General features: G+C 59.2%; 14 protein-coding genes and 2 pseudogenes. 14 read left to right on the top strand and 2 right to left on the bottom strand.

The window, feature by feature from the left end; genetic code table 11:
* The first annotated feature begins 5 nt into the window (after positions 1-5).
* The 10 genes and pseudogenes from ACRY_RS00140 to ACRY_RS00095 all read left to right on the top strand — a co-directional run.
* The gene (locus ACRY_RS00140; protein ID WP_011930553.1) at positions 6-1,568 is read left to right on the top strand and encodes a GMC oxidoreductase; all 1,563 of its coding nucleotides are present in this window, start codon (positions 6-8) and stop codon (positions 1,566-1,568) included.
* On the top strand, positions 1,565-2,998 hold the full coding sequence (locus tag ACRY_RS00135) for a GH39 family glycosyl hydrolase (RefSeq protein WP_011930554.1): 1,434 nt from the start codon (positions 1,565-1,567) through the stop codon (positions 2,996-2,998). The genes ACRY_RS00140 and ACRY_RS00135 overlap by 4 nt, the downstream gene beginning before the upstream one ends.
* A gap of 5 nt (positions 2,999-3,003) precedes the next feature.
* Positions 3,004-4,287: a glucoamylase family protein gene (locus ACRY_RS00130; RefSeq protein ID WP_011930555.1), complete on the top strand. Its 1,284-nt coding sequence runs from the start codon at positions 3,004-3,006 to the stop codon at positions 4,285-4,287.
* Positions 4,288-4,289: 2 nt separating this feature from the next.
* Positions 4,290-5,804, top strand: a complete 1,515-nt coding sequence (locus tag ACRY_RS00125) for a mercuric reductase (RefSeq protein ID WP_011930556.1) — start codon at positions 4,290-4,292, stop codon at positions 5,802-5,804.
* Between the two features lie 613 nt (positions 5,805-6,417).
* Positions 6,418-6,882 (top strand): DoxX family protein, encoded by a 465-nt coding sequence (locus ACRY_RS00120; protein ID WP_011930558.1) that lies wholly within the window; start codon positions 6,418-6,420, stop codon positions 6,880-6,882.
* Positions 6,879-7,337: a cupin gene (locus tag ACRY_RS00115; protein WP_011930559.1), complete on the top strand. Its 459-nt coding sequence runs from the start codon at positions 6,879-6,881 to the stop codon at positions 7,335-7,337. Before ACRY_RS00120 ends, ACRY_RS00115 begins: the two co-directional genes overlap by 4 nt.
* A complete protein-coding gene (locus ACRY_RS00110) occupies positions 7,322-8,137 on the top strand; it encodes a VOC family protein (protein ID WP_043508769.1) in 816 nt (271 codons plus the stop codon). The genes ACRY_RS00115 and ACRY_RS00110 overlap by 16 nt, the downstream gene beginning before the upstream one ends.
* A 286-nt stretch (positions 8,138-8,423) precedes the next feature.
* A pseudogene (locus ACRY_RS00105) lies at positions 8,424-8,723 on the top strand (transposase); the annotation flags it as partial.
* Between the two features lie 119 nt (positions 8,724-8,842).
* Entirely contained in the window at positions 8,843-10,051 is a 1,209-nt protein-coding gene (locus ACRY_RS00100) for an IS256 family transposase (protein ID WP_011930562.1), read from the top strand.
* Positions 10,052-10,104: 53 nt separating this feature from the next.
* Positions 10,105-11,172: pseudogene (locus ACRY_RS00095) on the top strand (IS5 family transposase); the annotation flags it as partial.
* A gap of 10 nt (positions 11,173-11,182) precedes the next feature.
* On the opposite strand, the gene ACRY_RS00090 reads toward ACRY_RS00095, so the two are convergent.
* Positions 11,183-11,494 (bottom strand): SMP-30/gluconolactonase/LRE family protein, encoded by a 312-nt coding sequence (locus ACRY_RS00090; RefSeq protein WP_011930564.1) that lies wholly within the window; start codon positions 11,492-11,494, stop codon positions 11,183-11,185.
* A gap of 422 nt (positions 11,495-11,916) precedes the next feature.
* Between ACRY_RS00090 and ACRY_RS20500 the strand changes: the two genes are divergently transcribed.
* From ACRY_RS20500 to ACRY_RS19285, 4 genes are all read left to right on the top strand, one after another.
* Positions 11,917-12,438 (top strand): entericidin A/B family lipoprotein, encoded by a 522-nt coding sequence (locus tag ACRY_RS20500; protein ID WP_081432801.1) that lies wholly within the window; start codon positions 11,917-11,919, stop codon positions 12,436-12,438.
* Between the two features lie 699 nt (positions 12,439-13,137).
* Positions 13,138-13,398, top strand: a complete 261-nt coding sequence (locus tag ACRY_RS19290) for a hypothetical protein (RefSeq protein WP_155856272.1) — start codon at positions 13,138-13,140, stop codon at positions 13,396-13,398.
* Between the two features lie 360 nt (positions 13,399-13,758).
* Entirely contained in the window at positions 13,759-15,108 is a 1,350-nt protein-coding gene (gene nhaA, locus ACRY_RS00080) for a Na+/H+ antiporter NhaA (protein ID WP_011930565.1), read from the top strand.
* The gene (locus tag ACRY_RS19285) at positions 15,077-15,340 is read left to right on the top strand and encodes a hypothetical protein (protein ID WP_155856271.1); all 264 of its coding nucleotides are present in this window, start codon (positions 15,077-15,079) and stop codon (positions 15,338-15,340) included. The genes nhaA and ACRY_RS19285 overlap by 32 nt, the downstream gene beginning before the upstream one ends.
* Here ACRY_RS19285 and ACRY_RS18170 read toward each other — a convergent pair.
* A complete protein-coding gene (locus ACRY_RS18170; RefSeq protein WP_231295199.1) occupies positions 15,313-15,477 on the bottom strand; it encodes a transposase domain-containing protein in 165 nt (54 codons plus the stop codon). The two genes, ACRY_RS19285 and ACRY_RS18170, sit on opposite strands and share 28 nt — an antisense overlap.
* Positions 15,478-15,491: the final 14 nt, after the last annotated feature.

Below are 15,491 nucleotides of genomic sequence, written 5' to 3'. Positions count from 1 at the left end.
AGACGATGACGCAGCATTACGACGTCATCATCATCGGAAGCGGCCCTGGTGGCGCATCTGTCGCGTATCGCCTCGCGCCAACCGGCAAACGCATCTTGCTGATTGAGCGTGGCGATTATCTGCCGCGTTCGCGTGCGAACTGGGACTCGCAGACGGTGTTCGTCGATGGCGCCTATCAAGCTGATGAGACGTGGTATGGCAAGAATGGCGAGACTTTTCATCCCGGCCTGCATTATTATGTCGGCGGCAACTCAAAGGTCTATGGCGCGGCGCTTTTCAGACTGCGAGAGCGAGATTTCGGCGAAGTCCAGCACAAGGACGGCGTCTCTCCTGCATGGCCTCTAAAGTACGAGGTGTTCGAGCCCTATTACGGCGAGGCCGAGCGGCTGTTTCACGTTCACGGCCAACGCGGCGAAGATCCGAACGAGCCCCCTTCAAGCGGTCCCTTTCCCTATCCGCCGGTTTCCCACGAGCCGCGCATCCAAACGCTACAGGACAGCCTGGCGAGAGGCGGCTTGCACCCGTTTCATCTCCCTCTTGGTATTCTTCTTGATGAGGAGCATGGAAAAGTCACGCCGACCAGCATCTGCATCCGCTGCGACGCGTTTGATGGATTTCCCTGTCTTCTGAACGGCAAGGCGGACGCGCAGGTCATGTGCGTCGATCCGGCACTTAAGTTGCACCCCAACCTGACGTTGCTGACCAACGGGTATGTCTCCAGGCTCGGAACGGACGCCAAGGGCAGCAAAGTGAAAGACGTCGCGGTGACGCGCCATGGCAGTGAAGAGCACTACTCGGCCGATATCGTAGTCGTCGCGTGCGGCGCGCTGTCCTCGGCGCTGCTTCTGCTGCGCTCCGCGAACGACGATCATCCCGATGGCCTCGCCAACGGTTCCGGCCAGGTCGGGCGCAACTACATGCGTCACAATCAGTCCATTCTGATGGCGCTGATGCGCGAACCCAACGACACGGTATTCCAGAAAACCCTCGCGATCTCCGATTTCTACTTCGGATCGGATGACTGGGAATATCCGCTCGGGTTAATACAGATGTGCGCCACGTCGCATGGCGCGCAAATCAGGGGCGAAGCGCTGCCGAGCTGGCTGGAATGGATGCCAAAGATGCCGTTCGATGAGATGGCGCGCCACTCGATGGATTTCTGGTTGTCGAGCGAGGATATTCCGCGGCCGGAAAACCGCATTCGCTACGATGGCGAGCGTGTCGTTCTGGACATCACCGAAGGTGATATGGAAGCTCATCATCGGCTCAAGAAAAAGCTCGAGCAGATATTGAGCAGCGCGGGCGCTCATCCAGTACTCCTGGAGCGCAGCCTTTATCTGGGCAATGACATTCCGATCGGCGGCACGGCGCATCAAGCAGGGACGGCGCGCTTCGGGACCGATCCCGCGAACTCGGTGCTGGACCTCGACTGCAAGGCCCATCAACTCGATAACCTGTACATTGCGGATGCCAGCTTCTTTCCATCGATCGGGGCGGTCAATCCGACGCTGACAATCATCGCCAACGCGCTTCGTGTCGCCGACCGAATCAAGGAAAGACTGAAATGACGGCCATGTTCTCAAGCGACCTGAGCGGACGCACCACAGACTTTCCGCATTTCTGGGAGCATACGGTCGGCAGCGGCCATGCGACACTTGCTTTGCGGGCTGATTGGCAGGCGCAACTCAAGCAGGCGCATGACGAACTTGGCATGCGGCATGTCCGGTTTCACGGCATTCTGAGCGATGACATGGGAACGCTGGTGAGTGAGGGCGACACGTTCTTCTATTCGTTTTTCAATACCGACCAGATCTTCGATTTCCTGCTGTCGATCGGCATGAAGCCTTTTGTCGAATTGAGTTTCATGCCGTCTGCTCTGTCCTCCGGTGATCAGACGGTTTTTCACTACCGAGCCAATGTCGGCCGTCCCAGGGACTATGCGCAATGGGCCGTGCTGATCAGAAAGCTGGTACGTCATTGGGTGGACCGTTACGGATTGGGCGAAGTGCGGCAGTGGTTCTTCGAGGTCTGGAACGAACCGAACCTGACGGCATTCGGAAACGGTCAGCAGAGCGATTATTTCGAGCTGTACCGCTACACCGTGGAGGCCATCAAGGGCGTTGACGCAATGCTGAAAGTCGGCGGTCCCGCCACGGCGGCGAATGCGTGGATCGATGATTTTCTGGCATTCTGCAAGGCCAATGACCTGCCGGCCGATTTCGTCAGTACACATCATTATCCCACGGATGCATTCGGCAAACCGGGCGACGACACCGAAGCTCAATTAGCGGCCTCAACGCGCAGCATCCTGCGCGAACAGGCCCGCGACGTCCGAAAGAACGCCGGCGATTTGCCGGTCTACTACACGGAGTGGTGCACATCCTCCAATCCGCGCGATCCGATGCATGACGATCCCTACGCCGCCGCGTTTATCGTCAAAACGATCCTCGAAGCCAGTGGGCTGGTTCAGGGATACAGCTATTGGACGTTCTCAGACATTTTCGAGGAAAACTATTTCCCTTCGATCCCATTCCACGGCGGATTCGGGTTGCTCAACATTCATGGCATCGCCAAGCCCGCCTATCGAGCCTTCCAGTTGCTGCATGAACTGGGCACGCAGATGATGCCGGTCAAGGGGAGCCACGCAACCGTCGATGCCTGGTTCGTGCGCGGCGATCAGCGTTCCACGCTGGTATTGACGAACTTTGCGCTGCCGCGGCATCCGATCGAGACAGAGCAGGTTTCCTTCGAGCTCAAGTCCGCGAAGCCGGAATCGATGGCGTCCATTCAGCGGATCGACCTGGAGCACGCCAATGCGAAGCCCCATTGGGAGCAACGGGGCAAGCCTGAATATTTGAACGCCGCGACCATTGAAGAACTCAAGCATCTGTCGCAGTTCCAGAGCGAACCGGTTCCGGTCAATGGTGACTCCGGGAAGTTGAACATTAAAGTGTCGATGCCGCCACAATCGGTCGCCGCGATCCATTTCTCGAATTGACCGGGATGGGCGATCTGGCGCAGCTTTCGGACGAGGCACTCACGATCCGCCTGCAGCAGGCGGCTTTTTCCTATCTGATCGACTACGCTAACGCCGATACCGGCCTTGTCGCGGACACGTCCCGCCAGGGGTCGCCGTGCAGTATTGCCGTGGTCGGGTTTGCGCTGTCCTGCTATCCTATTGCGGTCCGGAATGGTTGGCTGTCACGCACGGATGCAGCTACCCGCACGCTCAAGGTTCTCAGATTCTTTTCATGCAGCACTCAGAGCGATGCACCCGACGCGACCGGCTACAAGGGCTTCTATTATCACTTTATTGACATGCAGACGGGCAAGCGCGTCTGGCAATGCGAACTCTCGCTGATCGATACCGCGCTGCTGGTCGCCGGTTTCCTGGTGGCCGCATGCTACTTCGACGGCAGTGGCGAGCGTGAAATTCGCGAACTGGCCGACGCGTTGTATCGCCGCGTCGATTGGCGATGGGCCCAGAACGGCACACTAGGCCTTTCGCAAGGATGGAAACCCGAGTGTGGGTTTCTCCATTATGGCTGGGAAGGATACAACGAAGCGGCGCTTCTCTACGTTCTAGGTCTTGGCTCGCCGACCTTTCCGCTCACGCCAGCCGGATACGTTACATGGCAGCTGACCTATCAGTGGGAAAATCTGCTGGACCGCGATGTTCTCTATTCCGGTCCGCTTTTCACGCACCTGTTCTCCCATGCGTGGATCGACTTTCGCGGTATCCGCGATGAGTTCATGCGTGAGAAGGCGAGCGACTATTTTGAGAATACGAAGAGCGCCATCGCTGTTCATCGCGAATACGCCGAACGCAATCCATACGGGTTCGAAGCCTATGGTCGCGACTTCTGGGGTGTAACGGCAGGAGATGGCCCGACCGCCCCGGAGATGCTCGAGAACGGTAAGGATTGCCGCTTCTTCGGCTACATGTCGCGCGGCGTACCGTACGGTCCCGATGACGGAACGATCGCGCCTTGGGCCATGCTTGCAACACTGCCCTTTGGGGCCGATGCCGCGCTCGCCGGCACGCGCGGTCTTCTCGAGTTGCATCCGAAAGTCTGCCACCAGGACAGATTTTCAAGCGGCTTCAATCCGACACTGTCGGATGGCGACGGCGGCTGGCTTTCCACAGGATGGTACGGGCTCGACCAGGGCCTGCTCGTGATGATGATTGAAAATCATCGCACTGATATGATCTGGGAGATCATGCGGCATTGCAGTTACGTGCACGATGGGCTCCAACGCGCCGGTTTTGAAGACGGGTGGCTTTAGCAATGCAAGATGGCGTCCCAATAACGAAACCTGGCGACGAGGATCGCTTCCTTCGGAGGGTACGCCCTTCAGATTGGAAAAACCCGGTGCCACGGAACCCCTACGACATCGCAATTGTCGGAGCGGGCCCGGCCGGACTGGAAGCGGCAGAGTACGCCGCGCGGCTGGGGTTCTCCGTCGCACTCATCGAGCGCAATCGCCTGGGCGGAAATTCGCTGAATGCAGGGTCGGTCCCATCCAAGGCAATCATCTGCACCGCGCGCGTTTGTAGCACGATGCGGGATGCCGAAGCGTTCGGAGCGCCGATCCCGTCTGCGCCGTCTCTCGATTTTGACAAGGTGATGGCGCGCATGCGCCGGATTCGGACGCGCATATCGGGATATCATTCGGTTCACGAACTCGCCGAACCGGGTGTCGACATTTTTTTCGGTTCTGCCCGGTTCGAGAGCGCGGATACGCTGTTTGTGGACGACGCGCCCGTGCATTTCAAAAAGGCGCTCATCGCCACAGGCGCGCGTCCCGGGGTGCCCAATATTCCGGGCCTCGATCAGACGGGTTATCGCACGAGCGCGACGATCTTCGAGATGGCAGCACTGCCGACGCGTCTCGCCATCATCGGCGGAGGCCCGCTGGGTTGCGAAATGGCGCAAGCCTTTTGCGGGCTGGGATCGCACGTAACCATCGTGCAGAACGATCCGAAATTCCTGCCTCGCGAGGAACGTGACGCCGCGGAAATCCTATCCCGCTCCATGGCGCGCGATGGAGTCGATATCCGTCTGAACACCACGGTGGTCGGGGCGCGGCGCGTGAACGGCATCAAGATTCTGGAGACCGTCAATAACGATGTAAAGGGCGACATTCAAGCCGACGAAATCCTGTTGAGCATCGGCCGGGTTCCAAATGTCGAAAAGCTCAATCTTGCAGCCGCCGGCGTCACTTTTGACGAGGACCATGGAATCAAAGTTGATGATTTTCTGCGCAGCACAAATCCAAATGTGTACGCCGCAGGTGACGTCTGCTTGGCGCTTAAATTCACCAACGCCGCACAGTCCTCAGCGCGCATGGCGGTTCGGAATGCGCTGATGCAGGCACAACAGCGACAAAGCAGCTTGGTCATACCCTGGTGCACCTATTGCGATCCCGAAATCGCGCATATCGGTCTGCACGTCTGGGAAGCGCGCCAGCAATCGATTCCCATCAAGAGTTTCACCGTGATGATGCACGACGTCGATCGCGCGATCACCGATGGACGGGACACGGGCTTCGTCAAGATCCACATATCGGAAGGGTCCGACAGGATTTTAGGCGCGACCATCGTCTCCTCGCGGGCGAGCGAGTTGATTAACGAGATGGCCGTCATAATGAGCGCCGGCATCGGCATGAAGGCGCTGGCAGAGGTGGCACACACCTATCCGGCGCAATCCGAGGCAATCCTGCTTGCGGCACAAGCCTATACGCGCAATTTCGATGAGGCGGCAAAAAGGGCTGCATCTGGAAACGCGGACAATGGAAAATGAGGCCGCAGGTTGACCGGAAAAATTCTTCAGGCCTTTACCAATCTGGGTCTGATAAACGCTGGCTCGTTCTGATCCCGGCTTGTGAATCAACGAGCTTCCGGATCAAGGTATCGAAGGGGCAGCCTTTGCTTTTCGCGATACTGTCCCCGTTCCTGCTCACCGGATGCGACGCGCTGAAGTTCGATGTGATGAATCATGCGGGGTCCGATCGCTGCGAGCCAATGGCACCTCTACGTCATCGTCGGCATCGTGCTGGTCTTCGTTGCTGTCCGGTGCTGCTGCTCACTCCACTCATCGCTTGGCATTATCGACTGTCCAACAAGCATAGCGCGTTCAGGCCGAAGCGGGATTTTTCCTGGACTATCGAAGGCTTTATCTGGTCCCGCCGATCGGCATCGTCATCGGTCTCGGCTTCTTGCTCTGGCACTATACTCACACGCTTGATCCCTATCGACGTATTGCGTCCAACCAGCCGGCCCTCGAAGTTCTGGCGGTGGGGCTCGACTGGAAATGGCTGTTCATCTATCCGACCCGCAGCGGATATCGGAGCGGTAAATTCGACAATTGCGATCGACGATGTGGAGCGCGTGGTCGATAACATCAGGGACCAGCTATGACGACAGCAGCAATCGTTGTGCTCGTGGTCCGCTATGGCCTCGTGCTGTTATTCCTCCCGTTCAGCGCACTCGACAAGTTTTTCGGCTTCAATCACGCGGTCAAACAGGCGCAGAGCATGTTCAAGCCGCGCCCAATCGCGATGGCGATGATCCTGATCGGCCTCTTCGTGGAGGTGATTTGCAGCCTTGGCGTCGTCACTGGCATAGCCGATCGGGCGAGTGCCTTCGTCATTGCCGGCTACTGCGCGGCGACGGCGGTTCTATATAAACAATTCTGGGCACAGGGCGATTTCTGGTCTGATCCCGACGGCAAAGGCCGTACGCTCCTGTGGGATTTTCTGAAAAACCTATCGCTCGGCGCCGGTTTCCTGCTGATCGTTATCGGCACGGACGGGATGGGGTTGGCACCCTTCATTCATGCACCCTTCGCCTCCAGCCATCCTTATGGAACTCACCCATGAGCGATCAAACCGACGCGGCAGGCCCAAGGCCCTCGGTTCCCTATTGGCATCTTTATGTCGATGGCGATGGCACCAGTCATCAATCGCAATGCGCGCTCACCGATTATCAACTCAAGGCCGTAGGCCCGGCCGATCCGCAGTGGAATGACAAGATGGAACGCAGCGAGGCGACCGTTGTCTTCACCGTCCAACCGGTCGGCTGGGTGGGCGACTGGCACGAGAATCCGGCGCCGCAATGGATCATCGTGCTATCTGGCCGTTGGTGGATCGAAAGCATGGACGGTACGCGCATCGAGCAGGGACCGGGTGACTTCTCGTTCGGAGAGGATCAGGGCTGCACCGAGGTGAACGGTAAGAAAGGCCATAGATCCGGAACGATTGGTGATCAACCGTGCTGCCTGATGACCGTCCAACTTCATGTCAAACCGAGACGCGGGTCATGTCACCTGACATGATTTTCGAGGGGATAGCAGGCTTTCGGCTCGTTACTGCTGAGCCAGCGCGGTTGGCTGTCTTTTATCGCGAGATCGGTTTCGACGTCGCCGAGGCTGCGCCCATTTCCGCCGAGGAAATCACACGCCTCGGCCTCTCAGGCGCCGGTTCGCGCATCGCAATGTTGCTCGGCCCAAGCCGCGTGGAGCTCGAAAGTTTCGACCATCCGGGACGCCCCTATCCGGTTGACACGACTGCTTGCGATCTCGTCATCCAGCACCTCGCGCTCGTCACCGACGATGCGGAGGCCGCATGGCGTCGCGCGCGCGACGCCGGCGCCACGCCGATCAGCCGAGCGCGCCCAGTAACGCTTCCCAAGTCCGCTGGCGGGGTAACCGCGATCAAGTTCCGCGATCCTGAAGGTCATCCGCTCGAATTGCTCCAATTCGCGCCGGGTGCCAATTCGGGCTGGAAGGGTACCGGCATCATGGGGATCGACCATAGCGCGATCTCGGTCAGCGATGTCGTAGCCAGCCGACGCTTCTATGCGCGTCACGGGCTGGGCGAGGCAGGCGCTACGGTAAATTATGGCCCGACGCAGGATGCGCTCGACGGGCTTGACGGCGCCGAAGTCGATGTGGTGCCGATGAACCCCACGGGTAAGCCGCCGCACGTTGAACTGCTGGGCTATCGCCATCCCGTCGGCCGTGCGCTTCACCCTCTCTTCGCAAATGATCTCGCCGCCACGCGTATCGTTTGGCGATCAAATGCCGACGCACTGATCCGCGATCCCGACGGGCATCTTCATCAGCTCAGCCGATAAGATCGATCGCGAGCAGATATTGTGTTGCTGTGATGAACAGCCGCCGTCCGTCCGCGCCGCCAAACGTGCAGTTCGAGGCGACCGCCGGTGTTGGTAGTCACCTGTGAAAAATCGAACTTTGCTGATCTAGTCATGACTTTTTAGCGGCGGGCAATATTGGGATTTGCAAGGTCTGTGTGGCCTGAGGGGAAAAACCTTGCAAAACCGTTGGAGCGTTGCGCGGTGGTCGCGATCGTGATTCTCTCCCGTTGATGCCGAACATCATGCGTTTGACGTGGAGGAAAGAATGCCGCCGAAGCTGAATGCCTCGCAGGATGATCTCGAACTGTTCCGCTCGCGGCTGGAGAACATCATCGACCAGCGGCATCCCCTGGTGCGGCTGGTCCGGCTGATCGACTGGCGGGTCTTCGAGGAACGCTTTGGCTCACTCTACGCCGAGGCGGCGGGACGTCCGGCACTGCCGACCCGCCTGATGGTGGCGCTGCATCTTCTCAAGCACATGGATGGGCTGTCCGACGAAGCGATCTGCGCGCGCTATCTCGATAGTCCGTATGTCCAGGCATTCTGCGGCGAGACGCATTTCCAGGGTAGTGTCCGGGGTCGTGGTGGACTTTTGGGCCGTGTAACGGTGTAGTTTGAGGTGGCCATCGGATCAGTCGGCTATGGTGGAGTTGCGAGACTTCAACCTGAAGCCTGGAGAACCCGATGACCGAAGATAGATTACCACTGGCTGAGCTACTGGCCAAAGCCGGGGACGGCGATTTTCTGCACAGCGTTGCGGAGGCGGTGGTTCAACTGCTGATGGAGACGGATGTGGATGGGCTGATCGGCGCCAGCCGCTACGAGCGCAGCGGCGAGCGCGCGACCTATCGCAACGGCTACCGGGAACGCGCATTGGACACGCGGCTTGGCAGCTTGCAGCTTCGGATCCCGAAGCTGCGGCAGGGGAGCTACTTCCCGCCGTTCCTGGAAGCTCGCCGGACCTCGGAGAAGGCGCTGGCCGCGGTCATCCAGGAAGCCTGGATTGGCGGCGTCTCGACCCGGCGGGTAGACGAGCTGGTGCAGGCCATGGGGCTGACGGGGATCAGCAAGAGCACGGTCTCGAAACTGTGCAAGGACATCGATGAGAGGGTGAACGCCTTCCTCGACCGGCCACTCGCCGGCGAGTGGCCGTATCTGTGGTTGGATGCGACCTATCTCAAGCAGCGCGAAGGTGGGCGGATCGTCTCAGTTGCAGCGATAATCGCAGTGGCGGTGAACACCGACGGTCGGCGCGAGATCGTCGGCCTGCACATCGGCCCGTCCGAGGCGGAGACCTTCTGGTCGACCTTTCTCAAGAGCTTGGTCCGCCGTGGGTTGCGTGAGGTGAAACTGGTGATCTCCGATGCTCATGAAGGGTTGAAGGCGGCGATCCGCCGGGTGATGGGGGCATCCTGGCAAAGATGCCGCGTTCACTGGATGCGCAACGCCTTGTCCTATGTGCCGAAGGGGCAGCAGAGCATGGTGTCTGCAGCGTTGCGTCAGGCGTTTATCCAGCCGGATCGCGTCAGTGCCAGCCAGACCCTGCGCCATGTGGCCGACCAGCTCCGGGGCAAATGGCCAAAACTTGGCGCGTTCATCGACGACAGTGAAACCGACGTGCTGGCGCACATGGACTTTCCCGCCCAGCACCGAACCAAAATTCACTCGACGAACCCGCTCGAACGCCTGAACAAGGAGGTCAAGCGCCGCGCCGATGTCGTCGGCATCTTTCCCAATGAAGGTTCGATCATCCGCCTGATCGGGGCCGTGCTGCTCGAGGCCAACGACGAATGGCAGACACAGAACCGCTATATGCAGATCGAGGGAATGGTCGAACTCATGGCACCCGCCATCGATGCCGATACACCACGAATTTCCACCGTCGCCGCGTGACCATTGGCCGCTTCAGCTACACCAGAATTTCCACCACATTGACGGACGCTATCCATTTCCAGCACACGCTGCCGCTTGATCGATCCTCGATGACGCGCTGGCGCAAGCGGATCGGGTCCGAGCGGATGGAGGCCCTGCTCGCCGAGACGCTGGCGGCCGCCGAGCGGGGTGGCGCCGTGGCGGAGAAGCACTACGAGCGGGTCACCATCGATACCACGGTCCAGCCGAAGGCAGTGACGCATCCGACCGACAGCAAGCTGCTGCACCGCGGCATCGAGGCACTCGCTCGCATGGCGCGCAAGCACGGTATCACGCTACGCCAGTCGTATCGCCGGGTTGCGCGCTACGCCAGGCAGGAGGCGGCCCGCCTGCATCATGGTGGCAAACGCCGCGAGGCCGAGGCTCGCGTGCGCAAGCTGCGGACCTGGCTGGGCCGGCTGGCGCGTGACATCACCCGCAAGATCGCAGGCAACGCTGAAGCGAAGGCCACGTTCGCCGAAACGCTGGGCCTGATCAATCGCCTGCTTCGCCAGAAGCGCTCCGATCGCGGTGCCGACAAGCTCTATTCCCTGCACGCGCCTGAGGTGGAGTGCATCGGCAAGGGCAAGGCCAGGACGCGCTTCGAATTCGGCGTGAAGGTCTCCATCGCCACCACCAACGCCGCTGCACCCGGCGGTCAGTTCGTTCTCGGCATGCAGAGCCAGCCGGGAAATCCCTATGACGGCCACACCCTGGCCGGCCAGATCGAGCAGGTCGAGCGGATCACCGGCGTTGCCGTCGCCCGCGCCTATGTCGACCGCGGCTATCGCGGCTACGGCGTCGAAGCCGAGGGCAGAAAGATCTTCATATCCCGCCAGAAACGCGGCATCACCCCCACCATCCGCCGCGAGTTGCGCCGACGCGCCGCCATCGAACCCGTCATCGGCCACATGAAGACCGACAGCCATCTGGGGCGGAACTTCCTGCTCGGCGTCGACGGTGATGCCATCAACGCCATCCTCGCCGGCGTCGGACACAACCTCCGGCTGCTCCGCAGATGGTTGATCAGGCTTCTTTGTGCCCTCCTCGCATGGCTCTCTGCCGCAAACCGCTCACCAAGCCTCGGCTTCGCCCACCGCTAGATCACATAGTTCACAGGCGACTTGGTACGAAGCCCAGCTTGCGCCGATCCGCGGACCAGATATGCACGCCGTCTGCCACACTCGTCCACACCCAGCCGCGCACATCGACCGCAAATCCGTCGGGATAGCCGTGGTCGGTGTGGGAGAAGAAGCGCCGATTGAAGAGCATGCCGCCATCGCCCACATCGAATGCGATGATCTCGTGCTTCGTTCCGGCTTTATGCCCGGGCACCTCGCCGAGCGACAGTGACGTGTCGGATACGTAGATCGTCGCGCCATCGGCGGTGAAGGCGAGGCCATTGGGCTGCTCGAAATCCGCCATCCGGAGGCGGCCCTTTCATTAGGTTCGTTGCTCGACCTTATATCGGCACATTCGATGCCGGTGGGCCGTCCACCCCAACACAAGTGATTCAGACGACGCAAGACCCTGCGGCGCATAACCGAATCGGCCGACTCAGTTTGTTTACGTACGGACACTAAGTAATTTCCGATACTATCATTGTCGGCGCGAATCACCTATTTTGTAAAACTGAACACGCGAGCGATCGCCTTCGAAACGGTGTTTCGGGAGTATCCGCCATGATGACGACGTCGCTTGCGGAAACGACCACATCGTAAGCCAGTTGTCCGGCGATCCAACCGCGCACAATCCCGCCAGTGGATCCACCAGGAATTATACAAAATGCAGCCAAATCTTCGGATTTGTTCCGGTATGCTAGACGGGCCCACAAAGCACATACGGCGATGGCTAAGCGCCCCTGGGACAACCGATCGACACCGTCGAGTAGACCACGCCCACCGCGATCCGCCTGCCGTGTTGCCCCTGATCTGAATTGCGACGAACCCACGCAGCGGTCGACAATTTTTTTTGGCACTGAAGCTGAAACAATCGGCGCTACATCTGCGTGCCCACTAATACGCTGTCGGCTTAAAACCAGACCGACGAGTAAATTTTTGTTCGTCAGACTAGGTGCATACCACCCGCCGACTATCGCAGATACACTTGTGCGTTCGGGGCGGGCATTACGTCAAACAGTGGTTTCAGGGAACCGTCCAATTACACATCGGGATCCACTCGTCATCTTACGACGGAAAACGGAAAGGATGATTACCATGCAAAAGAGTTTCACGATTGCACTGGCGCTACTCGTCTTGATAGCCGTAGCGCCACTGCTTGACGGCTGCCATACGACTGCCGGTGTCGGTAGGGACATCTCTTCGGGAGGCAATGCGCTCACAAACAGCGCGGTAAAGCACACGCCATGACGGCCCGCACCAAATCAATCCAAAACAAGGCCATAACGCAGATCCTTACCCTGGCAACGATGATCTGTGTGTGTGTAAAAGATCCGCATAACATATACTACCAAGGCGTCGGCCAAAATCTCGATAACGGCGACCGTGTTGCTCGACGACAAGCGAACGTCGGCGTATAGCAATCACGTCCGCAGCGAGACCCATCGGCCTAGCTGCTACCCATTTCGAAGAATCATGATCCATTGCGTCGATCATTCTGATACTTCCAATCGTCCTCTTGTAGGGTGGCGACTGTTACTACGGTTACTTTTGCATCTATTATAGCGGTCGTAGCTTTTGAGGGCTACTCGGCCTAACCATCATCGCCTTGGTTCTGATAATGCTATTCGGCGGCATTCATCGCTGGGTCTAATACTGACCGCAGCTAGGTGCCTTTTGGCTTGTGCGAGCACGCTCTGGCAGTGTCCCTGTAGACGTCTCTTTCGAGGGGTGCGCCGTTATTCGTACTTTGCAGTATCAGATCGCTAGGGAGATCATGGGGTAACGGTTGCTGAGATGCCAGGCGGGCCGCTGGCTCCTTAATTGGCTATCAAGCCTACAGCCAACGCGGACGCTCCACCCCGTACTGGCAAGATTGCAATGTGTTTCCTGTAGGATAGGAAAATCGACTGGAGGATCGCCATGGTCTCAAGTTGAAGGAATGAATTCATGTTAGCCAACGAACAAATGATTGCGCCATTTCCGCCAGGCTCAGTGGAAAGAGTCGCCTTGCAATCACAGCAGTATCCGATGCCGAAAGGCTATTATGATCGCAGCCGTAATATGACATGGTTGCAACTTCTCTCGAAGGAATTCGGAAAGGCGGGGATTGATTGGTCAGTAACCCATTCGGATAGAAACGTTACGGTGCGTTTTCGCTCTGATGCCGAGGGCATTCGTTGGACGACGCGCACCTCGTCGGGCGGCTAGCGCGCTCACGGATACACTTAGAGCGTATTTCGATCAGTCCGGTTACCGGTCGGGTTATTATGGAGGACGCGGCTATGGGGGGCATCCTGACCCTGCTCATTGTCATCCTCGTGCTATTCCTGTTGTTTGGTGGAAGTTTTCACGGCCCGATGTCCCATTGATCGGTGTGGTCCGACCCCGTTCGGGTGGATTCCGGACGCCGGATCCGCATCCTGCGAGAGTGCTGGCTACGGCATATTCCGACACGCACTGCCCGCATTCAGCCTGATGCCGGGAAAAATTGGGCTTGCCGGGACGGGTAACCGCCTCGACACCCCGGGCGGGGTGGGTTTTCTCGAGATATAAGGGGAGATGGCCGATTTGATTACGGACCAGAACAGTAAACCGCAGCAAGGCGAACTGCCGACCACACACATCGACGCGCTGACCAACTCGTTTTCGCAGTTCCTGCGCATCGAAGCCACGAGTGGTGCCGTTCTCCTGTTGGCCACCGTCGTTGCATTGACGCTTTCCAACTCACCCTGGTCCGATGGCTTCAGATCTCTTTGGGAGACACCAATCGGCATTCAGATCGGTGCGTTCCAGTTTTTGCGCTCGTTGCGGGATCTGATCAACGACGGTCTGATGACGCTGTTCTTCTTCATCGTTGCGCTCGAGATCAAGCGCGAAGTGGTGCTTGGTGAACTTCGGAACCCGCGCATGGTGGCTTTCTCGGTCGTAGCTGCGGCAGGAGGCATGCTTGTGCCCATGGGCTTGTATCTGGCGCTGCAGCATGGCCAACCTGGGCAGCATGGTTGGGGCGTCGTGATGCCGACCGACACAGCTTTCGTCATCGGCTGCCTGGCGCTCCTTGGTTCGCGTGTGCCTCCGGGCCTACGCGTCTTCCTGCTATCGCTTGCGGTCGTCGACGACCTTGCCGCCATCCTCGTGGTCGCCGTCGGTTACAGTCGATCAATCGACTGGACTGCCCTTGCGCTCGGCGCCGTCGGACTGGTGATAATTCGGGGGATGGCATTACTCGGCGTTCGTAACATCCGCGTCTACTTTCTGGCTGGGGCAATAATCTGGCTCGCCGTCAATGCGTCCGGCATCCACGCGACGATTGTTGGTGTTATCCTCGGGCTCATGACACCGACGGCTGGCTGGGTGAGCGACCAGCGTCTGGGGGAAATCTTGCGAAAGGTGCTCTCCTATCCCCCGGGAGATCATTGGAGTGGCGATACCGAGGATAACCGGGCGCTGCAGGTTGCCGGTATCGCGGTGCGCGAGACGTTGTCGCCCGTCGAGAGGCTCGAGGCCATGCTCCATCCCTGGGTCGCCTTCGGCGTTATGCCGCTTTTCGCGCTTGCAAACGCGGGGGTATCGATCACGATCAAGGGACTTATCAACCCAGTCTCGCTGGCGGTGATGGCGGGCTTCGTCCTCGGCAAGCCGATCGGCGTCACAGCATTCGCATGGCTGGGGGTGCGCACGGGTGTCGCCATTCGGCCGGCGGGGCTCACCTGGGGGGGACTTGTCGGTGGGGCTCTTCTTACCGGTATCGGATTCACCATGGCGCTGTTTATCGCCGGCCAGGCATTTCAAGATGCCACCCTCAACGCAGCGAAACTGGGTATCCTTGCTGCCTCAGTCGTCTCTTCTGTTGCTGGTCTCACGCTGCTGTGCATGTTCCCCAAGCGTGACCAAACGCTCGATGCCGATTTCCACTGAACCGGTCGTCGAGCGCCCGGGTCAGCGTCAGACGTTCAGCGCTGCGTCGGCCGTCAACGCCAAGGGCGGGTTCTGGTACTGCACCTATGAGGGCGGCCTGACCGCCGAACTGTTCGTGCATCTGGTGTGTCAGTTGGTGCGCCATCGCGTGCGCCCGGTGCGTAATCGCTATCTGAATGACGGCCTTGCTTTGGCGAGCGAGCGCTACACGGCGGCTGGCAGAGCGGCCTGAGTTTTCCAGTTCCACGGCATCAGGCTGCCGATTTCGTCGGACTTGGTGCGTCCGGCGACGATGCGTTGGAGTACGTCGGTGAGCCGGGCGAGCGGTTCGACGCCGCTGAGCCTGGCGGACCCGATCAGCGTCGCCATCAGCGCACAGTGCT

This window comes from Acidiphilium cryptum JF-5 (assembly GCF_000016725.1).
GTDB classification, from domain to species: domain Bacteria; phylum Pseudomonadota; class Alphaproteobacteria; order Acetobacterales; family Acetobacteraceae; genus Acidiphilium; species Acidiphilium multivorum.
Note: the sequence above shows the minus strand (reverse complement) of the source record. Positions and strands in the feature narration are given on the sequence as shown.